This window comes from Aromatoleum diolicum, assembly GCF_012910955.1.
GTDB classification, from domain to species: domain Bacteria; phylum Pseudomonadota; class Gammaproteobacteria; order Burkholderiales; family Rhodocyclaceae; genus Aromatoleum; species Aromatoleum diolicum.
In genome coordinates, this window is the sequence record NZ_WTVQ01000012.1 from 15,344 (window position 1) to 35,986 (window position 20,643).

15 protein-coding genes are annotated in these 20,643 nt (G+C 60.3%); 6 read left to right on the forward strand and 9 right to left on the reverse strand.

Going from position 1 to position 20,643, the window contains the following annotated elements; genetic code table 11:
- Positions 1 to 20: 20 nt before the first annotated feature.
- The 4 genes from lon to tig form a co-directional block, all read right to left on the reverse strand.
- Positions 21 to 2,441 (reverse strand): endopeptidase La, encoded by a 2,421-nt coding sequence (gene lon, locus GPA25_RS08985; protein WP_169260038.1) that lies wholly within the window; start codon positions 2,439 to 2,441, stop codon positions 21 to 23.
- Between the two features lie 81 nt (positions 2,442 to 2,522).
- Positions 2,523 to 3,791 carry an ATP-dependent Clp protease ATP-binding subunit ClpX gene (clpX, locus tag GPA25_RS08990; RefSeq protein WP_169260039.1) on the reverse strand — a complete coding sequence of 423 codons (1,269 nt, stop codon included), beginning with the start codon at positions 3,789 to 3,791 and terminating at the stop codon, positions 2,523 to 2,525.
- 17 nt (positions 3,792 to 3,808) lie between these two features.
- Positions 3,809 to 4,438, reverse strand: coding sequence for an ATP-dependent Clp endopeptidase proteolytic subunit ClpP (clpP, locus tag GPA25_RS08995; RefSeq protein WP_425486374.1), 630 nt, complete (start codon positions 4,436 to 4,438; stop codon positions 3,809 to 3,811).
- A gap of 28 nt (positions 4,439 to 4,466) precedes the next feature.
- Positions 4,467 to 5,771: a trigger factor gene (gene tig, locus GPA25_RS09000; protein ID WP_169260041.1), complete on the reverse strand. Its 1,305-nt coding sequence runs from the start codon at positions 5,769 to 5,771 to the stop codon at positions 4,467 to 4,469.
- A gap of 271 nt (positions 5,772 to 6,042) precedes the next feature.
- On the opposite strand from tig, the gene GPA25_RS09005 reads away from it, so the two are divergent.
- From GPA25_RS09005 to GPA25_RS09025, 5 genes are all read left to right on the forward strand, one after another.
- Positions 6,043 to 7,965, forward strand: a complete 1,923-nt coding sequence (locus GPA25_RS09005) for a PrkA family serine protein kinase (RefSeq protein ID WP_169260042.1) — start codon at positions 6,043 to 6,045, stop codon at positions 7,963 to 7,965.
- A 60-nt stretch (positions 7,966 to 8,025) separates the two neighbouring features.
- Complete coding sequence (locus tag GPA25_RS09010) at positions 8,026 to 9,294, forward strand: YeaH/YhbH family protein (protein WP_169260043.1); 1,269 nt, start codon at positions 8,026 to 8,028, stop codon at positions 9,292 to 9,294.
- Positions 9,291 to 10,838, forward strand: coding sequence for a SpoVR family protein (locus GPA25_RS09015; RefSeq protein WP_169260044.1), 1,548 nt, complete (start codon positions 9,291 to 9,293; stop codon positions 10,836 to 10,838). Before GPA25_RS09010 ends, GPA25_RS09015 begins: the two co-directional genes overlap by 4 nt.
- A 130-nt stretch (positions 10,839 to 10,968) precedes the next feature.
- The gene (locus GPA25_RS09020) at positions 10,969 to 12,474 is read left to right on the forward strand and encodes an NAD(P)H-hydrate dehydratase (RefSeq protein WP_169260122.1); all 1,506 of its coding nucleotides are present in this window, start codon (positions 10,969 to 10,971) and stop codon (positions 12,472 to 12,474) included.
- Positions 12,475 to 12,586: 112 nt separating this feature from the next.
- Positions 12,587 to 13,837, forward strand: coding sequence for a cyclic di-GMP phosphodiesterase (locus tag GPA25_RS09025; RefSeq protein ID WP_169260045.1), 1,251 nt, complete (start codon positions 12,587 to 12,589; stop codon positions 13,835 to 13,837).
- Between the two features lie 59 nt (positions 13,838 to 13,896).
- Here the strand turns inward: GPA25_RS09025 and GPA25_RS09030 are convergent, their stop codons facing one another.
- The gene (locus GPA25_RS09030) at positions 13,897 to 14,787 is read right to left on the reverse strand and encodes an EamA family transporter (protein ID WP_169260046.1); all 891 of its coding nucleotides are present in this window, start codon (positions 14,785 to 14,787) and stop codon (positions 13,897 to 13,899) included.
- Positions 14,788 to 14,901: 114 nt separating this feature from the next.
- Here GPA25_RS09030 and nadC point away from each other — a divergent pair, with 114 nt between their 5' ends.
- Positions 14,902 to 15,750 carry a carboxylating nicotinate-nucleotide diphosphorylase gene (gene nadC, locus GPA25_RS09035; RefSeq protein ID WP_169260047.1) on the forward strand — a complete coding sequence of 283 codons (849 nt, stop codon included), beginning with the start codon at positions 14,902 to 14,904 and terminating at the stop codon, positions 15,748 to 15,750.
- Between the two features lie 61 nt (positions 15,751 to 15,811).
- Here nadC and GPA25_RS09040 read toward each other — a convergent pair whose 3' ends face one another.
- The 4 genes from GPA25_RS09040 to GPA25_RS09055 form a co-directional block, all read right to left on the reverse strand.
- Positions 15,812 to 16,429 (reverse strand): class I SAM-dependent methyltransferase, encoded by a 618-nt coding sequence (locus tag GPA25_RS09040; RefSeq protein WP_169260048.1) that lies wholly within the window; start codon positions 16,427 to 16,429, stop codon positions 15,812 to 15,814.
- 5 nt (positions 16,430 to 16,434) lie between these two features.
- Positions 16,435 to 17,880, reverse strand: coding sequence for a threonine synthase (gene thrC, locus GPA25_RS09045; RefSeq protein WP_169260049.1), 1,446 nt, complete (start codon positions 17,878 to 17,880; stop codon positions 16,435 to 16,437).
- A gap of 99 nt (positions 17,881 to 17,979) precedes the next feature.
- Positions 17,980 to 19,290: a homoserine dehydrogenase gene (locus tag GPA25_RS09050; RefSeq protein WP_169260050.1), complete on the reverse strand. Its 1,311-nt coding sequence runs from the start codon at positions 19,288 to 19,290 to the stop codon at positions 17,980 to 17,982.
- 45 nt (positions 19,291 to 19,335) lie between these two features.
- Positions 19,336 to 20,634, reverse strand: a complete 1,299-nt coding sequence (locus GPA25_RS09055; RefSeq protein ID WP_246265530.1) for a pyridoxal phosphate-dependent aminotransferase — start codon at positions 20,632 to 20,634, stop codon at positions 19,336 to 19,338.
- Positions 20,635 to 20,643 lie beyond the last annotated feature (9 nt).

A 20,643-nucleotide genomic window follows, 5' to 3' on the forward strand; every position in this document is an offset into this window, starting at 1 on the left:
GCGGGTTTCGGGGAAAACCCTTAGTGCGCCCTCACCGTCTTGGTGGATGAACCGTCATCACCCGATTCCGTCGCCGGCGCATCCCCGGCGGCAGGTTCGGGCAAAGGTTGCGGCCGACGCTCAAGAGCATGCTCAAGCACCTGGTCGATCCATCTGACCGGGATCAATTCGAGCGCGTTCTTGATGTTTTCCGGAATTTCGACAAGATCCTTGACGTTCTCCTCCGGAATCAGGGCAACCCCGATGCCGCCGCGAACCGCCGCGAGTAACTTTTCTTTCAGACCGCCGATCGGCAGAACTTCGCCGCGCAGCGTGATTTCACCCGTCATCGCAACATCACAGCGCACCGGGATCCCTGTCAGCACAGACACCAGGGCGGTACTCATGGCGGTACCAGCCGACGGCCCATCCTTCGGAATCGCCCCTTCGGGCAGATGGATGTGAATATCGCTCTTCTGGTAGAAATCCTCCGGAATTCCGAGCGAGCGGGCACGCTTGCGCACAACCGAAAGCGCCGCCTGGATGGACTCCTGCATCACCTCGCCAAGTTTGCCGGTGGTCATGATCTTGCCCTTGCCCGGCAGCACAACCGCCTCGACCGTGAGCAGTTCTCCACCAACCTCGGTCCATGCCAGACCGGTCACCTGCCCAACCTGGTTTTCCTTCTCGGCCATGCCGAAGGAGTACTTGCGCACACCGAGGTACTTGTCGAGGCTCTTCGCATTCACGACAATCTTGCTCGTGCGCTTGCGCAAAACCAGCGACTTCACAACTTTACGGCAGATCTTGGAGATCTCGCGCTCCATGCTGCGCACACCCGCCTCGCGAGTGTAGTAGCGGCATACATCGCGCAACGCCTCTTCGGTCACGGAAAGCTCATCGCGCTTGAGGCCGTTGTTCTTCATCTGCTTCGGCAGCAGGTAGCGCAACGCAATATTGACCTTTTCGTCTTCCGTGTAACCGGACAGGCGGATGACCTCCATCCGGTCGAGCAACGCGGCCGGGATGTTGAGGGTATTCGCTGTGGCAACGAACATTACATCGGACAGGTCGAAGTCGACCTCGATGTAGTGATCCTGGAAGGTATGGTTCTGCTCCGGATCGAGCACTTCTAGCAAGGCCGAACTCGGATCGCCGCGGAAGTCCATGCCCAGCTTGTCCACCTCGTCGAGCAGAAACAAGGGGTTCTTGACCCCGACCTTGTTCATGTTCTGCAAGATCTTGCCCGGCATCGAACCGATGTACGTCCGACGATGGCCACGAATTTCGGCTTCGTCGCGCACGCCACCCAGCGCCATGCGCACGAACTTGCGGTTCGTCGCCTTGGCAATCGATTGGCCGAGCGAGGTCTTGCCTACCCCCGGAGGGCCGACCAGGCACAGGATCGGCGCCTTGACCTTCTCGACTCGCTGCTGGACTGCGAGGTACTCAAGGATGCGTTCCTTGACCCGCTCCAGTCCGTAGTGATCCTTGTCGAGAATTTTCTCGGCCTCGACGAGGTCCTTGCTGACGCGCGATTTCTTCTTCCACGGCAGGCCAATGAGCGTGTCGATGTAATTGCGCACCACCGTGGCTTCGGCCGACATCGGCGACATCAGGCGCAGTTTTTTGAACTCTGCCTGGGCCTTTGCCAGCGCCTCCTTGGGCATGCCCGAGGCCTTGATTTTCTTGTCCATCTCCTCAAGATCGGCACCTTCTTCGCCTTCCCCGAGTTCCTTCTGGATCGCCTTGACCTGTTCGTTGAGGTAGTACTCGCGCTGGCTCTTTTCCATCTGGCGCTTGACGCGGCCACGGATGCGCTTTTCGACCTGCAGGATGTCGAGCTCGGTTTCGAGCTGGGACAGCAGACGTTCAAAACGCGCGCCGGTGTCCGACATCTCGAGCACTTCCTGTTTCTGCTCGAGCTTCAGCGGCAAGTGCGCGGCGATGGTGTCGGCGAGGCGGCCGGGATCCTCGATTCCAGCCAACGAGGCGAGAATTTCCGGCGGAATCTTCTTGTTAAGCTTCACGTACTGGTCGAACTGGGCGATGATCGCCCGCCGCATGGCTTCCAGCTCGTTGTTGTCGGTTTCCGGGACGGGCACCGGCGTGACCTTGGCAACGAAAACGCTGCGCAGATCTTCGACCGAATCGACGCGCGCGCGCTGCACGCCTTCGACCAGGACCTTGATCGTGCCATCGGGCAGCTTGAGCATCTGAAGGATATTGGCGATGCAGCCGATTTCGTACAGATCGTCGGCCGAGGGCTCATCCTTGGCAGCCGATTTCTGCGCCACCAGCAGGATACCCTTGCCCGCCTCCATGGCGTTTTCGAGTGCCTTGATGGACTTGGGGCGACCCACGAAGAGCGGAATCACCATATGCGGGAACACCACCACATCGCGGAGTGGCAGAAGGGGGAGTTCCATTTGCTCGTCGGGGAGGTCAAGCGGGCTTGACATGATTATTTTTACCTCGAAAGGACTGGTCGAGCCCACATGGGGACTCGACCAAAGAAAATCAAGCGGCGCGTGAATCCGGTTTCAGTTCGAACCCGAAACCTTCTGCTGATCGGCGTAAATGAGCAGCGGTTGAGCGCCCTCTTCGATGGTACCTTCGTCGACCACCACCTTTTCCACCCCTTTCATGGTGGGCAGGTCGTACATGATGTCGAGCAGCGCGGCTTCGAGAATCGACCGCAGGCCGCGCGCACCCGTCTTGCGACGAATCGCCTTGCGCGCCACCGAATGCAGAGCCGCCGGGCGTATCTCGAGCTCAACCCCTTCCATCGAGAACAGCTTCTGATACTGCTTGACCAGCGCGTTCTTGGGCTCGACCAGAATCTGGATCAGCGCAGCCTCATCGAGTTCCTGCAGGGTCGCCACGACAGGCAGGCGACCGACAAACTCGGGGATCAGGCCGAACTTGACAAGATCTTCCGGCTCGACCTGACGGAAGGATTCGGATACGTCCTTACCCTGCCGGCTCTTGATCTCGGCCCCAAAACCGATACCGATCTTCTCCGTGCGATTGCGGATCACCTTTTCCAGGCCATCAAAAGCGCCACCGCAGATGAAGAGGATATTCGTGGTATCTACCTGAATGAAGTCCTGGTTCGGGTGCTTGCGCCCACCCTGCGGCGGAATCGACGCAACCGTACCTTCGATTAGCTTCAAGAGCGCCTGCTGCACACCTTCGCCGGAGACGTCGCGGGTGATCGAGGGATTGTCGGACTTCCGCGAAATCTTGTCGATCTCGTCGATATAAACAATGCCGTGCTGTGCCTTGTCGACGTCGTAGTCGCACTTCTGCAGCAGTTTCTGGATGATGTTCTCGACGTCCTCGCCGACATAGCCGGCCTCGGTCAGCGTCGTGGCATCCGCCATCACAAAAGGCACATTGAGCAAACGCGCAAGCGTCTGCGCCAGCAGCGTCTTGCCGGATCCGGTCGGGCCGATCAGAAGGATGTTGCTCTTCGAGAGTTCTACATCATCCTTGCGGCCGGAAATGTGGCGCAGGCGCTTGTAATGGTTGTACACCGCGACCGATAGATTGCGCTTGGCCTGGGTCTGACCGATTACGTACTGGTTGAGGATCTCGCAGATCTCTTGCGGCGTGGGCAGACTGTTACCGGCGCCTTCCGTTTCGACGGCTTGCGAGATCTCGTCACGGATGATGTCGTTGCACAGTTCGATGCACTCGTCGCAGATAAAGACCGACGGACCCGCAATGAGTTTGCGAACCTCATGCTGGCTCTTTCCGCAAAACGAGCAGTACAGCAGCTTCTCGCTACCCGCCTTTTTTTCCGTCATGGTCTTCCTCTCGTAAATCAGGCTTCGGCCCGGGTCGTCAGCACCTTGTCGACGATGCCATATTCGACTGCATCCTTGGCCGACATGAAATTATCCCGATCCGTATCCTTCTCGATCCGCTCGACTGGCTGTCCGGTGTGCTTGGACAGCATCTCGTTGAGCCGCGAGCGAATGCTGAGAATCTCGCGGGCATGGATCTCGATGTCGGACGCCTGCCCCTGGAACCCGCCCAAGGGCTGATGGATCATGACACGCGAGTTGGGCAGGCAGAAGCGCTTGCCCTTCGCGCCGGCTGCGAGCAGGAAGGAACCCATGCTCGCAGCCTGTCCGATACATAGCGTGCTGACATCGGGCTTGATGAACTGCATCGTATCGTAGATGGCCATCCCGGCGGACACCGACCCCCCGGGGGAGTTGATGTAGAAGAAGATGTCCTTGTCCGGGTTTTCGGACTCAAGGAACAGCAACTGAGCGACGATCAGATTGGCCGTAACGTCGTTCACCGGTCCGACCAAGAACACTACCCGCTCTTTCAGAAGGCGCGAATAGATATCGTAGGCACGTTCGCCCCGACCGCTCTGTTCAACCACCATCGGAACCAGGCCGAGGCCGACCGGATCCCAGCTATTGCTTGATTGTGGCGCCATGTTGCTCATCACTTGGCCCTTTGCGGCGTCAGGCCGCGTTACCCATCAGTTCGTCAAAAGACACCGCGTTATCGGTGGTCTCGGCTTGGGAAACGACCCATGCAACCACATTGTCCTCGATCACGACAGCTTCGGCCTGTGCCAGGCGATCCGGTTGGGCGTAGTACCAGCGTACCAGTTCCGACGGATCTTCGTAGCTCTGCGCCATCTCTTCGACCAGGGCGCGAACCTGCTCTGGTTTGGCGTAGAGTTCCTTGGCCTTCACGAGTTCAGCCATGATGAGGCCGAGCTTGACACGGCGCACTGCCTGATCGGCAAACCATGCGGCCTCGACGGGTATGTCCTTTGTCTTCATGCCGCGCATTTCGAGATCGCGCTTGGCATTTTCGGCAAGCTGGCGGGACTCGGTTTCGACCAGGGCCTTCGGCACTTCGATCGGGTTGGCGGCCAGCAGCGCCTCCATGACCTGCTCCTTGACCTTGGCCTGGATGCGACGCTTCACTTCGCGTTCGAGGTTGGCACGAACCTCGTCACGCAGCTTTGCGACATCACCATCGGCCACTCCCAGCGCACGCGCCAGATCGCCGTCCACGGCAGGCAGCACCGGCGCCTCGACACGCTTCACGGTCACTTCGAACTGCACGGCTTGCCCGGCGAGATTACGGGCATGGTAGTCCTCAGGAAAAGTCATGTCGAAGGTCTTGCTGTCGCCGGCGGACAGACCGCTCACGGCAGACTCGAAGTCCTTCAGCATCGAACCGGCACCGAGCACGAACGGGAAGTCCTGCGCCTGACCACCTTCGAACAGCTCGCCATCCTTGCGACCGGCAAAATCGATCACGACACGGTCGCCATCCGCCACCGCGCGCTCGGCAACTTCGAAAGTGGTGCGCTGCTTACGCAACACTTCGATGGTCTTGTCCACTTCGGCGTCACCGACGGCCAGCACCGGACGCTCAATTTTCTGGCCGGACAGCTCACCCAGCGAGACCTGCGGGTAGACTTCGAAGACTGCGCTGAATTCGAGCGCCCCGTCGCCTGCCGCCTCCTTCGGTTCAATGCGCGGATAACCAGCAACACGCAGATTCTGTTCGCGCACCGTGTCGCCAAAGGCCTTCTCGACCGCGGCGCCGATGGCCTCGGAGCGAGCCTGCGACTCGTAGGTTTGAGCGACGATCTTCATCGGCACTTTGCCAGGCCGGAAACCCGGCATCTTCACGGTACGCGCCATGCGCTTGAGGCGTGCCTCGACCTCCTTGTCGATCTCGGCCATGGGCACGGACATGTCGATGCGGCGCTCCAGCGCGCCCAGCGTTTCCTGGTTGGTCTGCATTAAGTTAACAATCCCTGACAAGTCAAAATTTGCCACACGGCCGGAGAATGAGGCATCCACGCGATACCCCGACACTCAATGGACTCATGCAGCACGGACACGTAAATTTTAATTCTAACACAGCCCCGGGGCCTTCCTTCCAGCCTCATTCCCGACGCAAAATGGACCCTGAGAGCTTGCCCATGGGATGATAAACACGCGGAACTTGCAGCCGGATGCGCCCCTCTGACGGGTGTTGGCAAACGGCTCGACCATCACAGGAGACATCCAGATGAGTATCTTCAATGCCTACCAGGCTCGTTTCGAAGCGGCCCGCGAAGAGGAGATGTCGATCCAGGAATACCTCGAGCTGTGCAAATCCGACCGCTCGGCTTACGCCACCGCCGCAGAGCGTATGCTTATGGCGATCGGCGAACCGGGTTTGGTCGATACGCGCGTGGATCCACGCCTGTCGCGCATTTTCTCCAACAAGGTGCTCAAGCTCTATCCGGCTTTCCGCGACTTTTACGGCATGGAAGAGGTCATCGAGCACATCGTCTCCTACTTCCGCCACGCAGCACAGGGACTGGAAGAGAAGAAGCAGATTCTCTACCTGCTCGGCCCGGTAGGCGGCGGCAAGTCCTCGCTGGCGGAGAAGCTCAAGTCGCTGATGCAGAATGTGCCGTTCTATGCGATCAAGGGCTCACCGGTACATGAGTCGCCACTGGGGCTGTTTGACCTGACAGAGGACGGACGCCTTCTGGAGGATGATTTCGGCATTCCGCGCCGTTATCTCAACACCATCATGAGTCCGTGGGCAGTGAAGCGCCTGCATGAATTCAACGGCGACATCACGCGCTTCCGCGTCGTCAAGCTGCGGCCATCGGTACTCAAGCAGATCGCGGTGGCCAAGACCGAACCGGGGGACGAGAACAACCAGGACATCTCCTCTCTGGTCGGCAAGATCGACATTCGCAAGCTCGAGCAGTATTCGCAGGACGACCCGGACGCCTACAGTTACTCGGGTGGCCTGTGCCTGGCCAACCGCGGCTTGCTCGAATTTGTCGAGATGTTCAAGGCGCCGATCAAGGTGCTGCACCCCTTGCTGACCGCGACCCAGGAAGGTAACTACAAGGGTACCGAAGGCTTCGGTGCGATTCCGTTCGACGGCATCGTGATGGCCCACTCGAACGAGTCCGAGTGGGTGGCGTTCAAGAACAATCGCAACAACGAGGCTTTCCTGGACCGCATCTACACGGTCAAGGTTCCGTATTGCCTGCGGGTATCGGACGAGATCCACATTTACGAGAAACTGCTCTTCGAGAGCTCGCTGTCGGCCGCCCCGTGCGCACCGGACACGCTGCGCATGATGTCGCAGTTCGCGATTCTGTCGCGACTGAAGGAGCCCGAGAATTCCAGCATCTACTCCAAGATGCGGGTGTATGACGGTGAAAACCTCAAGGACACCGACCCGAAGGCGAAGAGTTTCCAGGAGTATCGCGACTACGCCGGGGTTGACGAGGGGATGACCGGACTGTCGACGCGCTTCGCGTTCAAGGTGCTGTCGAAGGTGTTCAACTTCGACCACCGCGAGGTTGCGGCAAACCCGGTACACCTTATGTACGTACTCGAGCAGCAGATCGAGCAGGAGCAGTATCAGCCGGAAACCGAGGCCCGCTACCTGGGCTTCATCAAGGAGTTTCTGGCGCCCCGCTACGCCGAGTTCATCGGCAAGGAGATCCAGACGGCTTACCTCGAAAGCTATTCGGAATACGGGCAGAACATCTTCGACCGCTACGTGACCTACGCCGACTTCTGGATCCAGGATCAGGAATTCCGTGACCCAAATACTGGCGAGATCCTTGACCGCTCTGCACTTAATGACGAACTGGAGAAGATCGAGAAGCCGGCCGGCATCAGCAATCCGAAGGACTTCCGCAACGAGGTCGTGAATTTCGTGCTGCGCGCACGGGCCAAACACGATGGCAAGAATCCGAGCTGGACGAGCTACGAGAAGCTGCGCGGCGTGATCGAGAAGAAGATGTTCTCGAATACCGAGGAACTGCTGCCGGTGATCAGCTTCAACGCCAAGGCAAGCGCCGACGACCAGAAGAAACACCAGGACTTCGTCAACCGCATGATCGAGAAAGGTTACACGGAGAAGCAGGTGCGTCTGCTGTGCGAATGGTATTTGCGCGTTCGCAAATCGTCGTGAAATAAGCGCCATCCAGCCTGTCGGCTCGGATGGCGCGGTGCAGCCTTGCCGGAGAGCGTAATGACCCGCATCATCGATCGGCGGTTCGACAGCAAGAAGAAGAGTGCGGTGAACCGCCAGCGTTTCATGCGGCGTTTCAAGCAGCAGATCCGTCGGGCAGTGAACGACGCGATCCAAGATCGCTCGATTCGCGATCTCGACAACGGCGAGCAGATTTCGATTCCGTCCAAGGATCTGAGCGAACCGCAGTTCCAGCATGGGCGCGGCGGAATCTGGGAGCAGGTATTTTCCGGCAACGACCAGTTTTCCAGCGGCGACTTGATCAACCGCCCTCCATCCGGCGGGGGCGGAGGTCGAGGTCAGGGCAAGGCGGGCAACGACGGTGAAGGCGAGGACGATTTCGTCTTTCACCTCTCGCGCGAGGAATTTCTCGACATTTTCTTCGACGACCTTGCCCTGCCCAACCTGATCCGTACACAACTCGCACGCGTGACGGATTACAAGACGCAACGCGCAGGCTTCACTGCGGACGGCTCTCCGGCCAACATCAATATAGTCCGTTCGATGCGCGGCGCACTTGGGCGTCGTCTGGCGCTTGGTTCACCGTTCTCGGCGCGCTTGCGGGAACTGCAGAAGGAACTCGATAAGGTCGTCGAGGCCGACGGCGAGGACTGTGACGAGTCTTTGCAGCTCAGAGAGGAAATCGCTCGCCTGCGCGCAAAGATCGAGGCAATTCCGTTCATCGACAGCTTCGACCTGCGCTACAACAACCGCATCAAGGTGCCGAAGCCGACGACTCAGGCGGTGATGTTCTGCGTCATGGACGTGTCGGGCTCGATGGATGAAGAGAAGAAGGCGACCGCAAAGCGCTTCTTCATGCTGCTGTACCTGTTCCTCAACCGCACATACGAGCACATCGACGTGGTGTTCATCCGCCACCACACGGTAGCCAAGGAAGTCGACGAGGAGGAGTTCTTCCACTCGCGCGAATCAGGCGGCACGGTAGTGTCGAGCGCGCTGAAGCTGATGCACGAGATCATCGCCGAGCGTTACGCGCGCGGATCATGGAACGTGTATGGCGCGCAGGCCTCGGACGGTGACAATTGGGACAACGATTCGCCGATCTGTCGCGAGTTGCTGGGATCGCAAGTCCTGCCTTACTGCCAGTACTTCGCCTACATCGAAATCACACCGGGCGAACCGCAAAATCTTTGGCGGGAGTACGAAAAGCTGTCGGGCGGGCACAAGAATTTCGCCATGCAGAGAATCGAGGAGCCGGCTGACATCTACCCGGTGTTTCGCGAACTGTTCAAGAAGACCCTCGTATGAAGCGCGCCACGGCAACGAAAACCAAGCAATCCAAACATCTGCCCGCCACCTCGGAGTGGAGCTTTGAGGCTATCGACGCCTATCACCGTGAGATCGCGCGAGTCGCCGCGGAATTTGGCCTGGATGTGTATCCACCGCAGATCGAGCTGATTACCGCCGAACAGATGATGGACGCCTACGCTTCGGTGGGAATGCCCGTCAATTATCACCACTGGTCCTTCGGCAAGCATTTTTTGTCCACGGAAAAGAGTTACCGACGTGGCCAGATGGGACTTGCATACGAAATCGTCATCAATTCGAACCCCTGCATTGCGTATCTGATGGAGGAAAACACGCTGACGATGCAGGCGCTGGTGATCGCGCATGCGGCTTACGGGCACAACAGCTTCTTCAAGGGCAATTACCTGTTCCGCACGTGGACCAATGCGGACGCCATCGTCGATTACCTGATCTTTGCGCGGCACTACATTGCAGAATGCGAGGAGCGTCACGGCGAAGAGGAGGTCGAGCTGCTGCTTGATTCCTGCCACGCACTGATGAATCTGGGAGTTGACCGCTACAAGCGGCCGCCCAAACTGTCGCTGGCGAAAGAGAAACTGCGCCAGAGCGAGCGCACGGAATATCTGCAGAGCCAGGTCAACGAATTGTGGCGCACGCTGCCCATACACGACACCAAACCGGGCAAGGCGCCGGCGCAGCGTTTTCCACCCGAACCCGAGGAAAATCTGCTTTATTTCGTCGAGAAACATGCGCCACTGCTTGAACCATGGCAACGCGAAATCGTGCGCATCGTGCGTAAGGTCGCGCAGTATTTCTTTCCGCAACGCCAGACTCAGGTGATGAACGAGGGCTGGGCATGCTTCTGGCATTACACCCTGCTCAATCATCTATACGACGAGGGCTTGCTTGCCGACAGTTTCATGCTGGAATTCCTGCAGTCCCACACGAACGTGGTGTACCAACCTGCTTATAGCGACCGCTGGTACAACGGCGTCAACCCGTACGCGCTGGGTTTCGCGATGTGGCAGGACATCAAGCGCATCTGCGAGAACCCGACCGCCGAAGACCGTGCATGGTTCCCCGACATCGCCGGCAGCAACTGGCGCGAGACTTTCGATTTCGCGATGCGCAATTTCAAGGACGAGAGCTTCGTCGCGCAGTATCTATCCCCCAAAGTGATACGCGATTTTCGCATGTTCGCGATTCTCGACGACGAGCACGAAGCGAAGCTGAAAGTTTCGGCGATTCACGACGATACCGGCTATCGCCGCGTCCGCGAGATCATGTCGGACCAGTACAACCTGGGAAGCCGCGAACCCAATATCCAAGTATGGAACGTCGACCTGCGTGGCGACCGGTCGCTGACGTTACGCCATCAGCAATATCGGCAACGCCCCTTGGGCGGAAACGTAGACGAAGTCATGAAGCACATGGCTCGCCTGTGGGGATTTACCGTCCGCCTCGAAACCCAGCACGAGGACGGGAGCGTCGAGCTCGTCCAGGAAACGCGCCTCGAGAAACGCCGCGGCCAAGCGGAGAATTGAAACGGCGGCCCCCGCCTCAGCGCACGCGTGAGCGCGGGGGTACCCATGGCAATGACAAATCGTTCAACGATCATCAAAAGCCCAGCACCTGCGCGTAAAATCCGGTGATTATGCGATCGTCGGAGTCATGATGTTTCCACAAGCCCAGCCGATTTACCCGGTCTCGGGGATTCGCACTATCGAAGCGCGGGTTGGGGCCCAGGCGCAACCGACCCTGATGGAGCGCGCAGGACGTGCCTCAGCCGAAGAAGCCGTCCGTCTGACGCAGGATCGCGCAGGACAGGTGCTGATTGCCTGCGGACCCGGCAACAACGGCGGAGATGGCTTTGTGATGGCGCGGCGACTGCTTCAGGCGGGCCGTCCCGTGACGGTTGCGTTCGCCGACGATCCCGCCAAGCTCCCGCCAGATGCCGCTGCAGCCCTGGCGGCATGGCGCGCCGCTGGTGGTGAAACAGTGTCCGATTTTCCCGCTGCCCCGGCCAATGGCTGGGCGCTGGTGGTCGACGCTCTGTTCGGCATCGGCCTGCGCCGCCCGGTAAGTGGACGCTACGCGACCTGGATTGACGCGCTGAATGCACAACCGGCACCCCGCCTCGCAATCGATATCCCGAGCGGGCTGGATGCTGACACGGGTCGCGTGCTCGGCACGGTGTTTCACGCTACTGCGACACTGACCTTCCTTGCGCTCAAACCGGGTCTGCTGACACTCGACGGCCCCGACATTGCCGGCGTGGTGCACCTTCATCGCCTCGACATTGACCCCGCCGCGTGGCTCGCGCCAATGGGAATGCAAATCCAGCCGGGACTCGTACGCCAGTTGATGAAATCGCGGCTGCAAAACACCCATAAGGGTTGTTACGGTGACGTCGGCATCGTTGGCGGTGCCCGCGGCATGACCGGGGCTGCACTACTCGCGGGACGGGCTGCGCTGAAACTGGGCACTGGACGAGTGCTGATCGGGCTCGTTGACGATGCCGGACCCGCGGTCGACTTCAACCAGGCGGAACTCATGCTGCAGCGACCTGAGGACGTTCTGGAACAGGCCAATGTGCTCGCCCTCGGCCCGGGCCTCGGACGTAGCACGGCGGCAGCCGCGCTCGTGGAACAAGCCGCCCGCAGCAACAAGCCGATCATTCTCGATGCCGACGCGCTCAATCTTGTTGCGGCCTCCGAAGTGCTCAAGTCTCTGATTGCAGCACGCGAAGCACCGACACTCATGACACCGCACCCGGGCGAAGCGGGCCGACTGCTCGGAACCGATACCGCCAACGTCCAAGCCGATCGCGTCGCAAGCACCCTGAAGATTGCAGGCTCTTACCAAGCACTCGTCGTGCTCAAGGGCAGTGGCAGCGTAGTGACATACCCGGACGGCCGCTGGCTGATCAACAGCACCGGACACCCGGGCATGGCGAGTGCCGGCATGGGTGACGTACTCACCGGCCTTATCGCTAGCCTCGTTGCACAGGGGTGGCCAGCGGAATCGGCCTTGCTCGCTGCGGTACATCTGCACGGTGCCGCGGCCGACCGTCTCGCGCGCGAAGGGATTGGCCCCATAGGGCTAACTGCCAGCGAAGTTGCTGAAGCCTCGCGAGGGGTATTCAACGGTTGGATCGTGCAAGCGGGCAAAGGGCGGTGAAATTCCATCCGCATGCTAAATGGCAGCGTACTTGGCGCCCGATGTCATGTTCCTGTCGAACCGGAAACTCCGAGGCTGTTAGAATCCGCACATCTCCAGTTGTAACAAACTCATGCCGCAAATCAGCGTCGATCGCCTCAGGCCCGGGATATTCGTCTCGCTCTCATCCCTCGGATGGATCGGGCACCCGTTCCTGCTGAACCGCTTTTGTCTTTCCAGCATGCAGCAGATTCAGGCGCTGCGCGAGATGGGCATTACGCAGGTTGAATGGGATCCGGCGCGCAGCACCGCAGAACCTCTGCCCGAAAGGACTCCAGGCGCCAGCACCCCGCAGGACGAAGATTTCGGCGCTGCCGCACTCGCGGGCATGCAGGACGAAAAACGCGTGCGACTGGAGCGTGTAAGACAGCAGCGCGACGGTCTGGCGCGACGCGAGCGCCTCTTCGAACAGCAAGCGGTTGCTGCGGGGGATATTTTCCGTTCACTGCTGGCGCGACCGCAGGATGCACAACGCCAGGCATCAGCGTTGGTAGGCGGGCTGGTGGAAAATCTGCTCGGCAGCGACAGCATGGTGATTCACCTGGTGAATCAGAAAAGTCGCGAGGGCGGCCTGGCATTTCACGCCCTCAACGTGATGGCCCTGTCGCTGATGCTGGGCAAATCCCTGGGACTCTCGGAAGAGGAAATGCGCCACTTGGGCCTCGGCGCCCTGCTCCACGACGTCGGCAAGCAGGACATCCCACCGCGCATCCTGCGCAGCGCCAAACGCACGGCACCAGAGGAGGAGTTCTATCGCGCTCACGTCGGCTACGGCATCAAGGCCATCAGCGGCATGCGCGAGCTCCCCGTTCCGGTGCGCAACGTCATCGCCTGCCACCACGAATACTTTGACGGCAGCGGTTTTCCCAATCGGCTGAGCGGTGAGAAGATCCCGCGACTGGCACGCATCGCGGCAATTGCCAACCGATACGACAATCTGTGCAATCCGTTCGACTTGCGTGAAGCGAAGGCTCCGGCCGAGGCACTGCGACACATTTTCCGCACGGAGAGCGCGCGCTATGACAATCAAATGATCCAGCTATTCATCAAGACGCTTGGGGTTTATCCACCGGGCACCTTCGTTGCGCTCTCGAACGGCGGAGTGGGCATGGTCGTGGAAACCAACCCGACCGACCTGCTACATCCGCTGGTCATGCTCCACGACCCGGACATCCCGCGCTCGGAAGCCCTGCTGATCGATCTTCGCGACGCCGACCTGAAAGTCGAGGCGGCTTTGAGTCCCGCCAAGCTACCGGTCGAAACCGTCGAATACCTCGCCCCCCGCGGTCGACTGGACTATTTCGTCGAGGGCAGCGAGGGCTGATGTCGCGCAAGTGTCATACCATGCACCGCGGCGCCGCGGACTGAAGACTCACACGCGCGTTACGTCTTTTCCGCCCGCGTCAGCGCCGGAAACCTGAACACACCGGTTGCAAGCCCGGTACCGCAAAGAATCACCGCGCAACCTGCGAGCATGTTTCCGGTGACCTGCTCACTGAGAAAAACTGCCCCCCACAGCATGCCGAATACCGGAATCAGGAACGTCACGGCGATCGCTCGCGCCGGTCCGATATGGGCAATCAGGCGGAAATACATCACGTAAGCGACACTGGTACACCCGACCGCGAGCAAGACGACTGCCAGCCACGCGTCAGCACCCGGATTCACATCCGGCCACAGCCACACCGCGAACGGCGCAAGCAGCACCGCAGCGTAGAACTGGCTACCAGCGGCAATTGCCATCGGGTCAACGCCAGTCAAATAGCGTTTTGTGAAATTCGCCGCGACACCGTAATTAAGCGTAGCAGCCAGGCAGGCGGCTACGGCCCAGCCGGAACCCCCTGCACGGAACGATGCCTTCCCCCAGACGAGGATAATAACCCCCAGCACGCCCACCAGCAGACCGACCAGCGTCCCCGGCGATAAGCGGTGCTTCAGCCATACCCAACCCACCCATGCCGCAAACAACGGTGCAGTGGCATTGACAATCGACGCGAAACCCGCGGTCACCGACAGTGCAGCCCACGCGTAGAGCACGAATGGCAAGGCGGAGTTGGTAATACCGACGAACACCAGCGCCGCAGCGTGCTGACGCAGCTGGCCGAGTTTGCCACGCCATGCGAGCAACGGTAGCAAGACCGCCGCAGCGAGTCCCACGCGCAATTCGATCAGCGGTACGGGTCCGAACAGTGGCGCAGCAATACGCATGAACAGAAAGGATCCGCCCCACAATGCGGCGAGGAGCAGCAACTCCAGAAAATCACGCGGTCTCACATATATGTCCAAAAAAATGAATACCAACCCGCCAGAGCCCGGACACCCTGCGAGAGTGCACCGGCGGATGACGGAACCGCTAAAATCACGGTTTCATCATACCGACACGCCGCCATGAACCTGTCACAGCAACTCCGCATCGAGATCCAGCGCAATGTTGCCGCGTCGCTTGCCGAGGACGTCGGCACCGGCGACCTGACGGCAAGGCTGATTCCGGTCGAAACCGATGCGCGCGGCCGCGTCATCACTCGCGAAGATGCCATCGTATGCGGCACCGCCTGGTTCGACGCTGCCTTCGCCGCGTTGAGTCCTGCCGCAGCCGTTATCTGGCATGTGCGCGACGGCAAACGTGTTGAGGCCGGTCAGGTGCTGTGCGACGTTGTCGCCGGTGCACGCGTGCTGCTCACCGCCGAGCGGACCGCGCTGAATTTCCTGCAACTGCTGTCCGGCACCGCCACGATCACGCGACGTTTCGTCGACGCCGTCGCCGGCACCGGAGCAAAGATCGTCGACACCCGCAAGACCCTGCCGGGCCTGCGTCTGGCGCAAAAATACGCGGTTGCCGTCGGCGGCGGCACCAACCACCGCATCGGCCTCTATGACGGCATCCTCATCAAGGAAAACCACATCATCGCCGCCGGCAGCATCGCGAAAGTGATGGAGCAGGCCAAGCAGATCGCCCCGTCGAACGTCTTCATTGAAGTCGAGGTCGAGACGCTACAACAACTCGAAGAAGCGCTCGCAGCCGGAGCGAAGATGATCCTGCTCGACAACATGAGTCTCGAGACCATGTACGAGGCGGTGAAAATTACCGCCGGCCGGGCCGAACTTGAAGCCTCAGGCGGAGTGAACCTGGAAAAAGTCCGCGCCATCGCGGAAACCGGCGTCAACCGTATCTCCATCGGCGGCCTCACCAAGGACGTGCGGGCACTGGATCTGTCGCTGCGACACATCGAGGAATAGGCAGGCATACCGCGGGCATCGCATCGGATCGGTGATGCCCGCGCGCCTGCCTCCTGGCGCTTCAGGCCGGCTTGCGTGCAACCAGGCCGATCAGGGCGGACTGCCCCTTGTGCCCCGCGCCTTCGTCAAGGACGTTTTCGTATTCGTGCAACTCGACGATCTCCAGATCGTCGAAAGCCTCGCGCAGGAGCTCCGGTGTATAAAGGTTCTCCACTGCTGACGGGCCGCCAGTGCGAAAGTCAAGCTGCTTCGGCGTGTAGCCCTGCAACAGCAAATAGCCGCCCGGCGTGAGCGCGCGCTTCATTCCCGAAAATATCGCCTTCCGTTCGGCCGGACTGGCGAACTGGATGAAGACGCCGACGACGAAGTCGAATGCCGCTGCCGGATAGTCCCAGCCCACGGCATCGGCAAGTACGAAATCAACTTCGACATGCCGCCCGGCAGCGAGCTTGCGCGCCTTCTCCAACGCAACCGGCGAAATTTCCGTCGCGGTCACACGCAGTCCCTGCTCCGCAAGCCATACCGAGTTGCGCCCCTCGCCATCGGCGACCGACAGCGCGCTCGCGCCGGCTGACAACAGGGCGGCATGACTTGCAAGAAAACCGTTCGGCTGCGTACCGAAAACGTAGTTTTCGCCTGCATCCCGATAGCGCGCCGACCAGAAGGCCTCGTGCTCCATGAGTCTTACGCTCCCACCCGTTCGACGATGAAGTGCTTGATCGCAGCCACATCCGGCGCCATCACTTCAACCCGCTGCGGCAGCTGTTCAATGCCTTCAAGTTCGGCAGGGCGCTCGGGTTCGCGCCCGAGGGCTTCGCGGATGGTTTCGGCGAATTTCACCGGCAGCGCAGTCTCAAGAACCACGAGCGGCACACCTGCCGGAACGCAGGCGGCGCAGTCCCACGCGACCTTGACACCATCGGCAGTGTGAGTGTCGATCATCGTGCCGTACAGTTCAAACACTTGGCGGATTGTCGCCAGACGATCGGCGTGCGAACTGCTTCCGGAAATGAAGCCGAAATTGCCGATGCGGGCAAAACCCTCCGACGCAGAGAGATCGAAGGGGCCACCGGCATCCACCGACTTCCACAGTTCGACGACCTTATGTGGGTCGCGACCGACGAGATCGAAGACGAAACGTTCGAAATTCGACGCCTTCGAGATATCCATCGACGGACTGGACGTGACAAGCGTTTCGGCGGCCTTGCGCGGACGATACATGCCGGTGCGGAAGAATTCGTCCAGCACGTCGTTCTCGTTCGTCGCCAGGATCAGCTTCGCAATCGGCAGCCCCATCTGGCGCGCGATGTGGCCGGCACAGATGTTGCCGAAGTTGCCCGAGGGCACGCAGAAGGCGACCTGTTGATCGTTGGACTGCGTTGCCGCGAAATAGCCTTTGAAGTAATAGACGATTTGCGCCGCGACGCGCGCCCAGTTGATCGAATTGACCGCGCCGATCTTGTACCGCGCCTTGAATGCCGCATCATTGGACACCGCCTTCACAATGTCCTGGGCGTCGTCGAACATGCCGCTGACGGCAATGTTGTAGATGTTGTCGTCCTGCAGCGAATACATCTGCGCGCGCTGGAATGCGCTCATCTTGCCGTGCGGCGACAGCATGAAGACGCGCACCCCGTGCTTGCCACGCATCGCGTACTCGGCCGCCGAACCGGTGTCGCCGGACGTGGCGCCGAGGATGTTGATCTGCTCGCCACGCTTGTCGAGCACGTACTCGAACAGGTTGCCCAGCAGCTGCATCGCCATGTCCTTGAACGCGAGCGTCGGGCCATTGGACAGCTCCAGCAGACCGAACTTGCCCTGCTCCAGCCAATGCACCGGCGTAATGTCGGCCGGGTCGTCTCCGGGACGCGCGAAGCAATACACGTCCGCGGTATAGGTCTTGTCGCAGATTGCCTTCAGGTCGTTTGCCGGGATGTCGGTGATGAACTTCGACAGGATTGCGAACGCCAGCTCCGCATACGACAGCCCACGCCACGCGTCGAGTTCGGCACGCGAAACTTGCGGATAGGTTTCGGGAAGATACAGCCCGCCATCGGGCGCGAGACCACCGAGCAGGATGTCGCAAAACTCGGGGCGTGCGGCATGGCCGCGGGTGGAGAGATACTTCACGAGAGATCCTTCAGGTATGCGGGGAGCGATTACGCCCCCGAATCAGACGCGGACGGAAACCGGCCAGGCACCGGCATCCGCCCTCCCTTCGCGGGAGTCTTACTGCAAGCTTTCCATACGCAAACGCGTGATCTTGCCCTGCACCACCGGCAAGGCCTCGATCTTGGTGATCGCCGCGTTGGCATTCTTTTCGATCGTCAGGTGCGTCAACATGATGATGTCGGTCTGCGAGGCGCCCTCGGGGGCTTCCTTCTGGATCATCGCTTCGATCGATATGCCGCTGTCGGCAAGAATGCGGGTGATGTCGGCCAGCACACCCGGCTTGTCGTCCACACGCATGCGCAGGTAATACGAGGTGTGCACCTCCTCGATCGGCAGCACCTTGAGATCACGCACCTGCTCGGGCTGGAATGCGAGATGCGGCACACGATGTTCGGGGTCGGCGGTGTGCAGGCGAGTGACATCGACCAGGTCCGCAATGACCGCGGAAGCCGTCGGTTCGGCACCGGCACCCTTGCCGTAGTAGAGCGTCGCTCCCACGGCGTCGCCGTGCACGACGACGGCGTTCATCGCGCCCTCGACGTTGGCAATCAGACGCTTGGCGGGGATCAGGGTCGGATGCACGCGCAGTTCGATACCTTCGGGACGCATCCGCGAGATCCCCAGCAGCTTGATGCGGTAGCCGAGTTGCTCCGCGTAGGCGATGTCGACGCTATCCAGTGCGGTGATGCCCTCGATGTGCGCCGCCTCGAACTGCATCGGTACGCCGAACGCAATCGCGCTCATGATCGTCACCTTGTGTGCAGCATCGATACCTTCGATGTCGAAGGTCGGGTCGGCTTCCGCATAGCCGAGCGCCTGCGCTTCCTTCAGCACCTCGGCGAAGGGCAGGCCCTTGTCGCGCATCTCGGACAGGATGAAATTGGTCGTGCCGTTGATGATGCCCGCAAGCCACTGGATGCGGTTTGCGCTGAGGCCTTCGCGCAGTGCCTTGATGATCGGAATGCCGCCGGCGACCGCCGCCTCGAACGCGACCATCACGCCCTTCTTCTGCGCGGCAGCGAAGATCTCGTTGCCATGCACTGCGAGCAGCGCCTTGTTGGCGGTGACGACGTGCTTGCCGTTCTCGATCGCCTTGAGCACCAGTTCCTTCGCAATCCCGTAGCCGCCGATCAGCTCGACGACGATGTCGATTTCAGGATCGGCGACCACCGCGAACGCATCGTCGGTCAGCTTGACGCCCTCACCCGCCACCTTGCGTGCAAGTTCAAGGTTCTTGTCGGCCACTGCGGTAATGCGGATCGGGCGACCGGCGCGACGGGTAATTTCCTCCTCGTTGCGTTTGAGAACGGTGAAAGTACCGCCGCCGACGGTACCGATGCCCAGCAGGCCAACATTGATCGGTTTCATAAAAGCTCGTTGAGTGGTTTGTGCAAGTAAGTGAAACGGGGTGCTTCAGGTGCCGTGGCGCTTGCGGTAATGCTCGAGGAAGCGCGCGATCCGCGCGATTGCGTCGCGCAGGTCGTCCTCGTGTGGCAGGAACACGAGGCGGAAATGATCGGGATGCGGCCAGTTGAAGCCGGTGCCCTGTACCAGCAGTACGCGCTCCTCTTCGAGCAGCTCGGCGATGAAGGCCTGGTCATCCTCGATCGGATAAAATTTCGGGTCGAGCCGCGGGAACATGTACAGGGTCGCCTTGGGCTTGACGCAGCTCACACCCGGAATCGCGGTGATGAGTTCATAGGCGAGATCGCGCTGCCGGCGCATGCGGCCTCCTTCCGCGACGAGGTCGTCGATGCTCTGATAACCACCCAGTGCCGTCTGGATCGCGTACTGACCGGGCACGTTGGCGCACAGGCGCATCGAGGCGAGCATGTTGAGCCCCTCTATGTAATCCTGCGCATGGCGCTTGTCGCCGCACACCACCATCCAACCGGCACGGTAGCCACAGGAACGGTAATTTTTCGACAGGCCATTGAAAACGATCGTCAACACGTCTTCCGACAAGGATGCGAGTGAGGTGTGTGTCACGTCGTCATACAAAACCTTGTCATACACCTCATCCGCATACAGGATCAGACCGTGTTCGCGGGCGATATCGACGATGCCGCGCAGGATTTCGTCCGGATACAGTGCACCGGTCGGGTTGTTGGGGTTGATGACCACGATCGCGCGCGTGTTCGGCGTGATCCGCGCACGCATGTCCTCGAGGTCGGGCAGCCAGCCCTTGGCTTCGTCACACAGGTAATGCACCGGACGGCCACCGGACAGACTTACTCCCGCCGTCCACAACGGATAGTCCGGCGCCGGCACCAGCACCTCGTCGCCCGCGTTCAACAGCGCGTTCATTGCCATCACGATCAGCTCGGACACGCCGTTGCCGATATAGATGTCTTCGATGTCCACACCCTTGATGTGCTTCTGCTGGGTGTAGTGCATCACCGCCTTGCGCGCAGCGAAGATGCCTTTCGAATCCGAATAGCCTGCCGAATTCGGCAGGTTGCGGATCATGTCCATCTGGATTTCTTCGGGTGCATCGAAACCGAACGCGGCCAGGTTGCCGATATTCAGCTTGATGATCTTGTGGCCCTCGTCCTCCATCTGCTTGGCACGCGTGAGCACCGGCCCGCGGATGTCGTAGCAGACGTTGGCCAGTTTGGCGGACTTGCGCACCTGTCGCTGGGTCGAGGGCTCCTGGGGGCCCTGCGTTTGTTCCACTGGGGGCGCTACCCGCAGTTTCGGCTCGACGCTCATCGCAATCCG

Bases quoted from the DNA above. Each gene is read 5' to 3' on its own strand.
- GPA25_RS09050 (WP_169260050.1), bottom strand. From the start codon at position 19,290: ATGAAACCGATCAATGTTGGCCTGCTGGGCATCGGTACCGTCGGCGGC.
- GPA25_RS09040 (WP_169260048.1), bottom strand. From the start codon at position 16,429: ATGGAGCACGAGGCCTTCTGGTCGGCGCGCTATCGGGATGCAGGCGAA.
- GPA25_RS09015 (WP_169260044.1), top strand. From the start codon at position 9,291: ATGAAGCGCGCCACGGCAACGAAAACCAAGCAATCCAAACATCTGCCC.
- GPA25_RS09020 (WP_169260122.1), top strand. From the start codon at position 10,969: ATGTTTCCACAAGCCCAGCCGATTTACCCGGTCTCGGGGATTCGCACT.
- GPA25_RS09005 (WP_169260042.1), top strand. From the start codon at position 6,043: ATGAGTATCTTCAATGCCTACCAGGCTCGTTTCGAAGCGGCCCGCGAA.
- GPA25_RS09055 (WP_246265530.1), bottom strand. From the start codon at position 20,634: ATGAGCGTCGAGCCGAAACTGCGGGTAGCGCCCCCAGTGGAACAAACG.
- GPA25_RS09010 (WP_169260043.1), top strand. From the start codon at position 8,026: ATGACCCGCATCATCGATCGGCGGTTCGACAGCAAGAAGAAGAGTGCG.
- tig (WP_169260041.1), bottom strand. From the start codon at position 5,771: ATGCAGACCAACCAGGAAACGCTGGGCGCGCTGGAGCGCCGCATCGAC.
- lon (WP_169260038.1), bottom strand. From the start codon at position 2,441: ATGTCAAGCCCGCTTGACCTCCCCGACGAGCAAATGGAACTCCCCCTT.
- clpP (WP_425486374.1), bottom strand. From the start codon at position 4,438: ATGGCGCCACAATCAAGCAATAGCTGGGATCCGGTCGGCCTCGGCCTG.
- nadC (WP_169260047.1), top strand. From the start codon at position 14,902: ATGAACCTGTCACAGCAACTCCGCATCGAGATCCAGCGCAATGTTGCC.
- GPA25_RS09025 (WP_169260045.1), top strand. From the start codon at position 12,587: ATGCCGCAAATCAGCGTCGATCGCCTCAGGCCCGGGATATTCGTCTCG.
- clpX (WP_169260039.1), bottom strand. From the start codon at position 3,791: ATGACGGAAAAAAAGGCGGGTAGCGAGAAGCTGCTGTACTGCTCGTTT.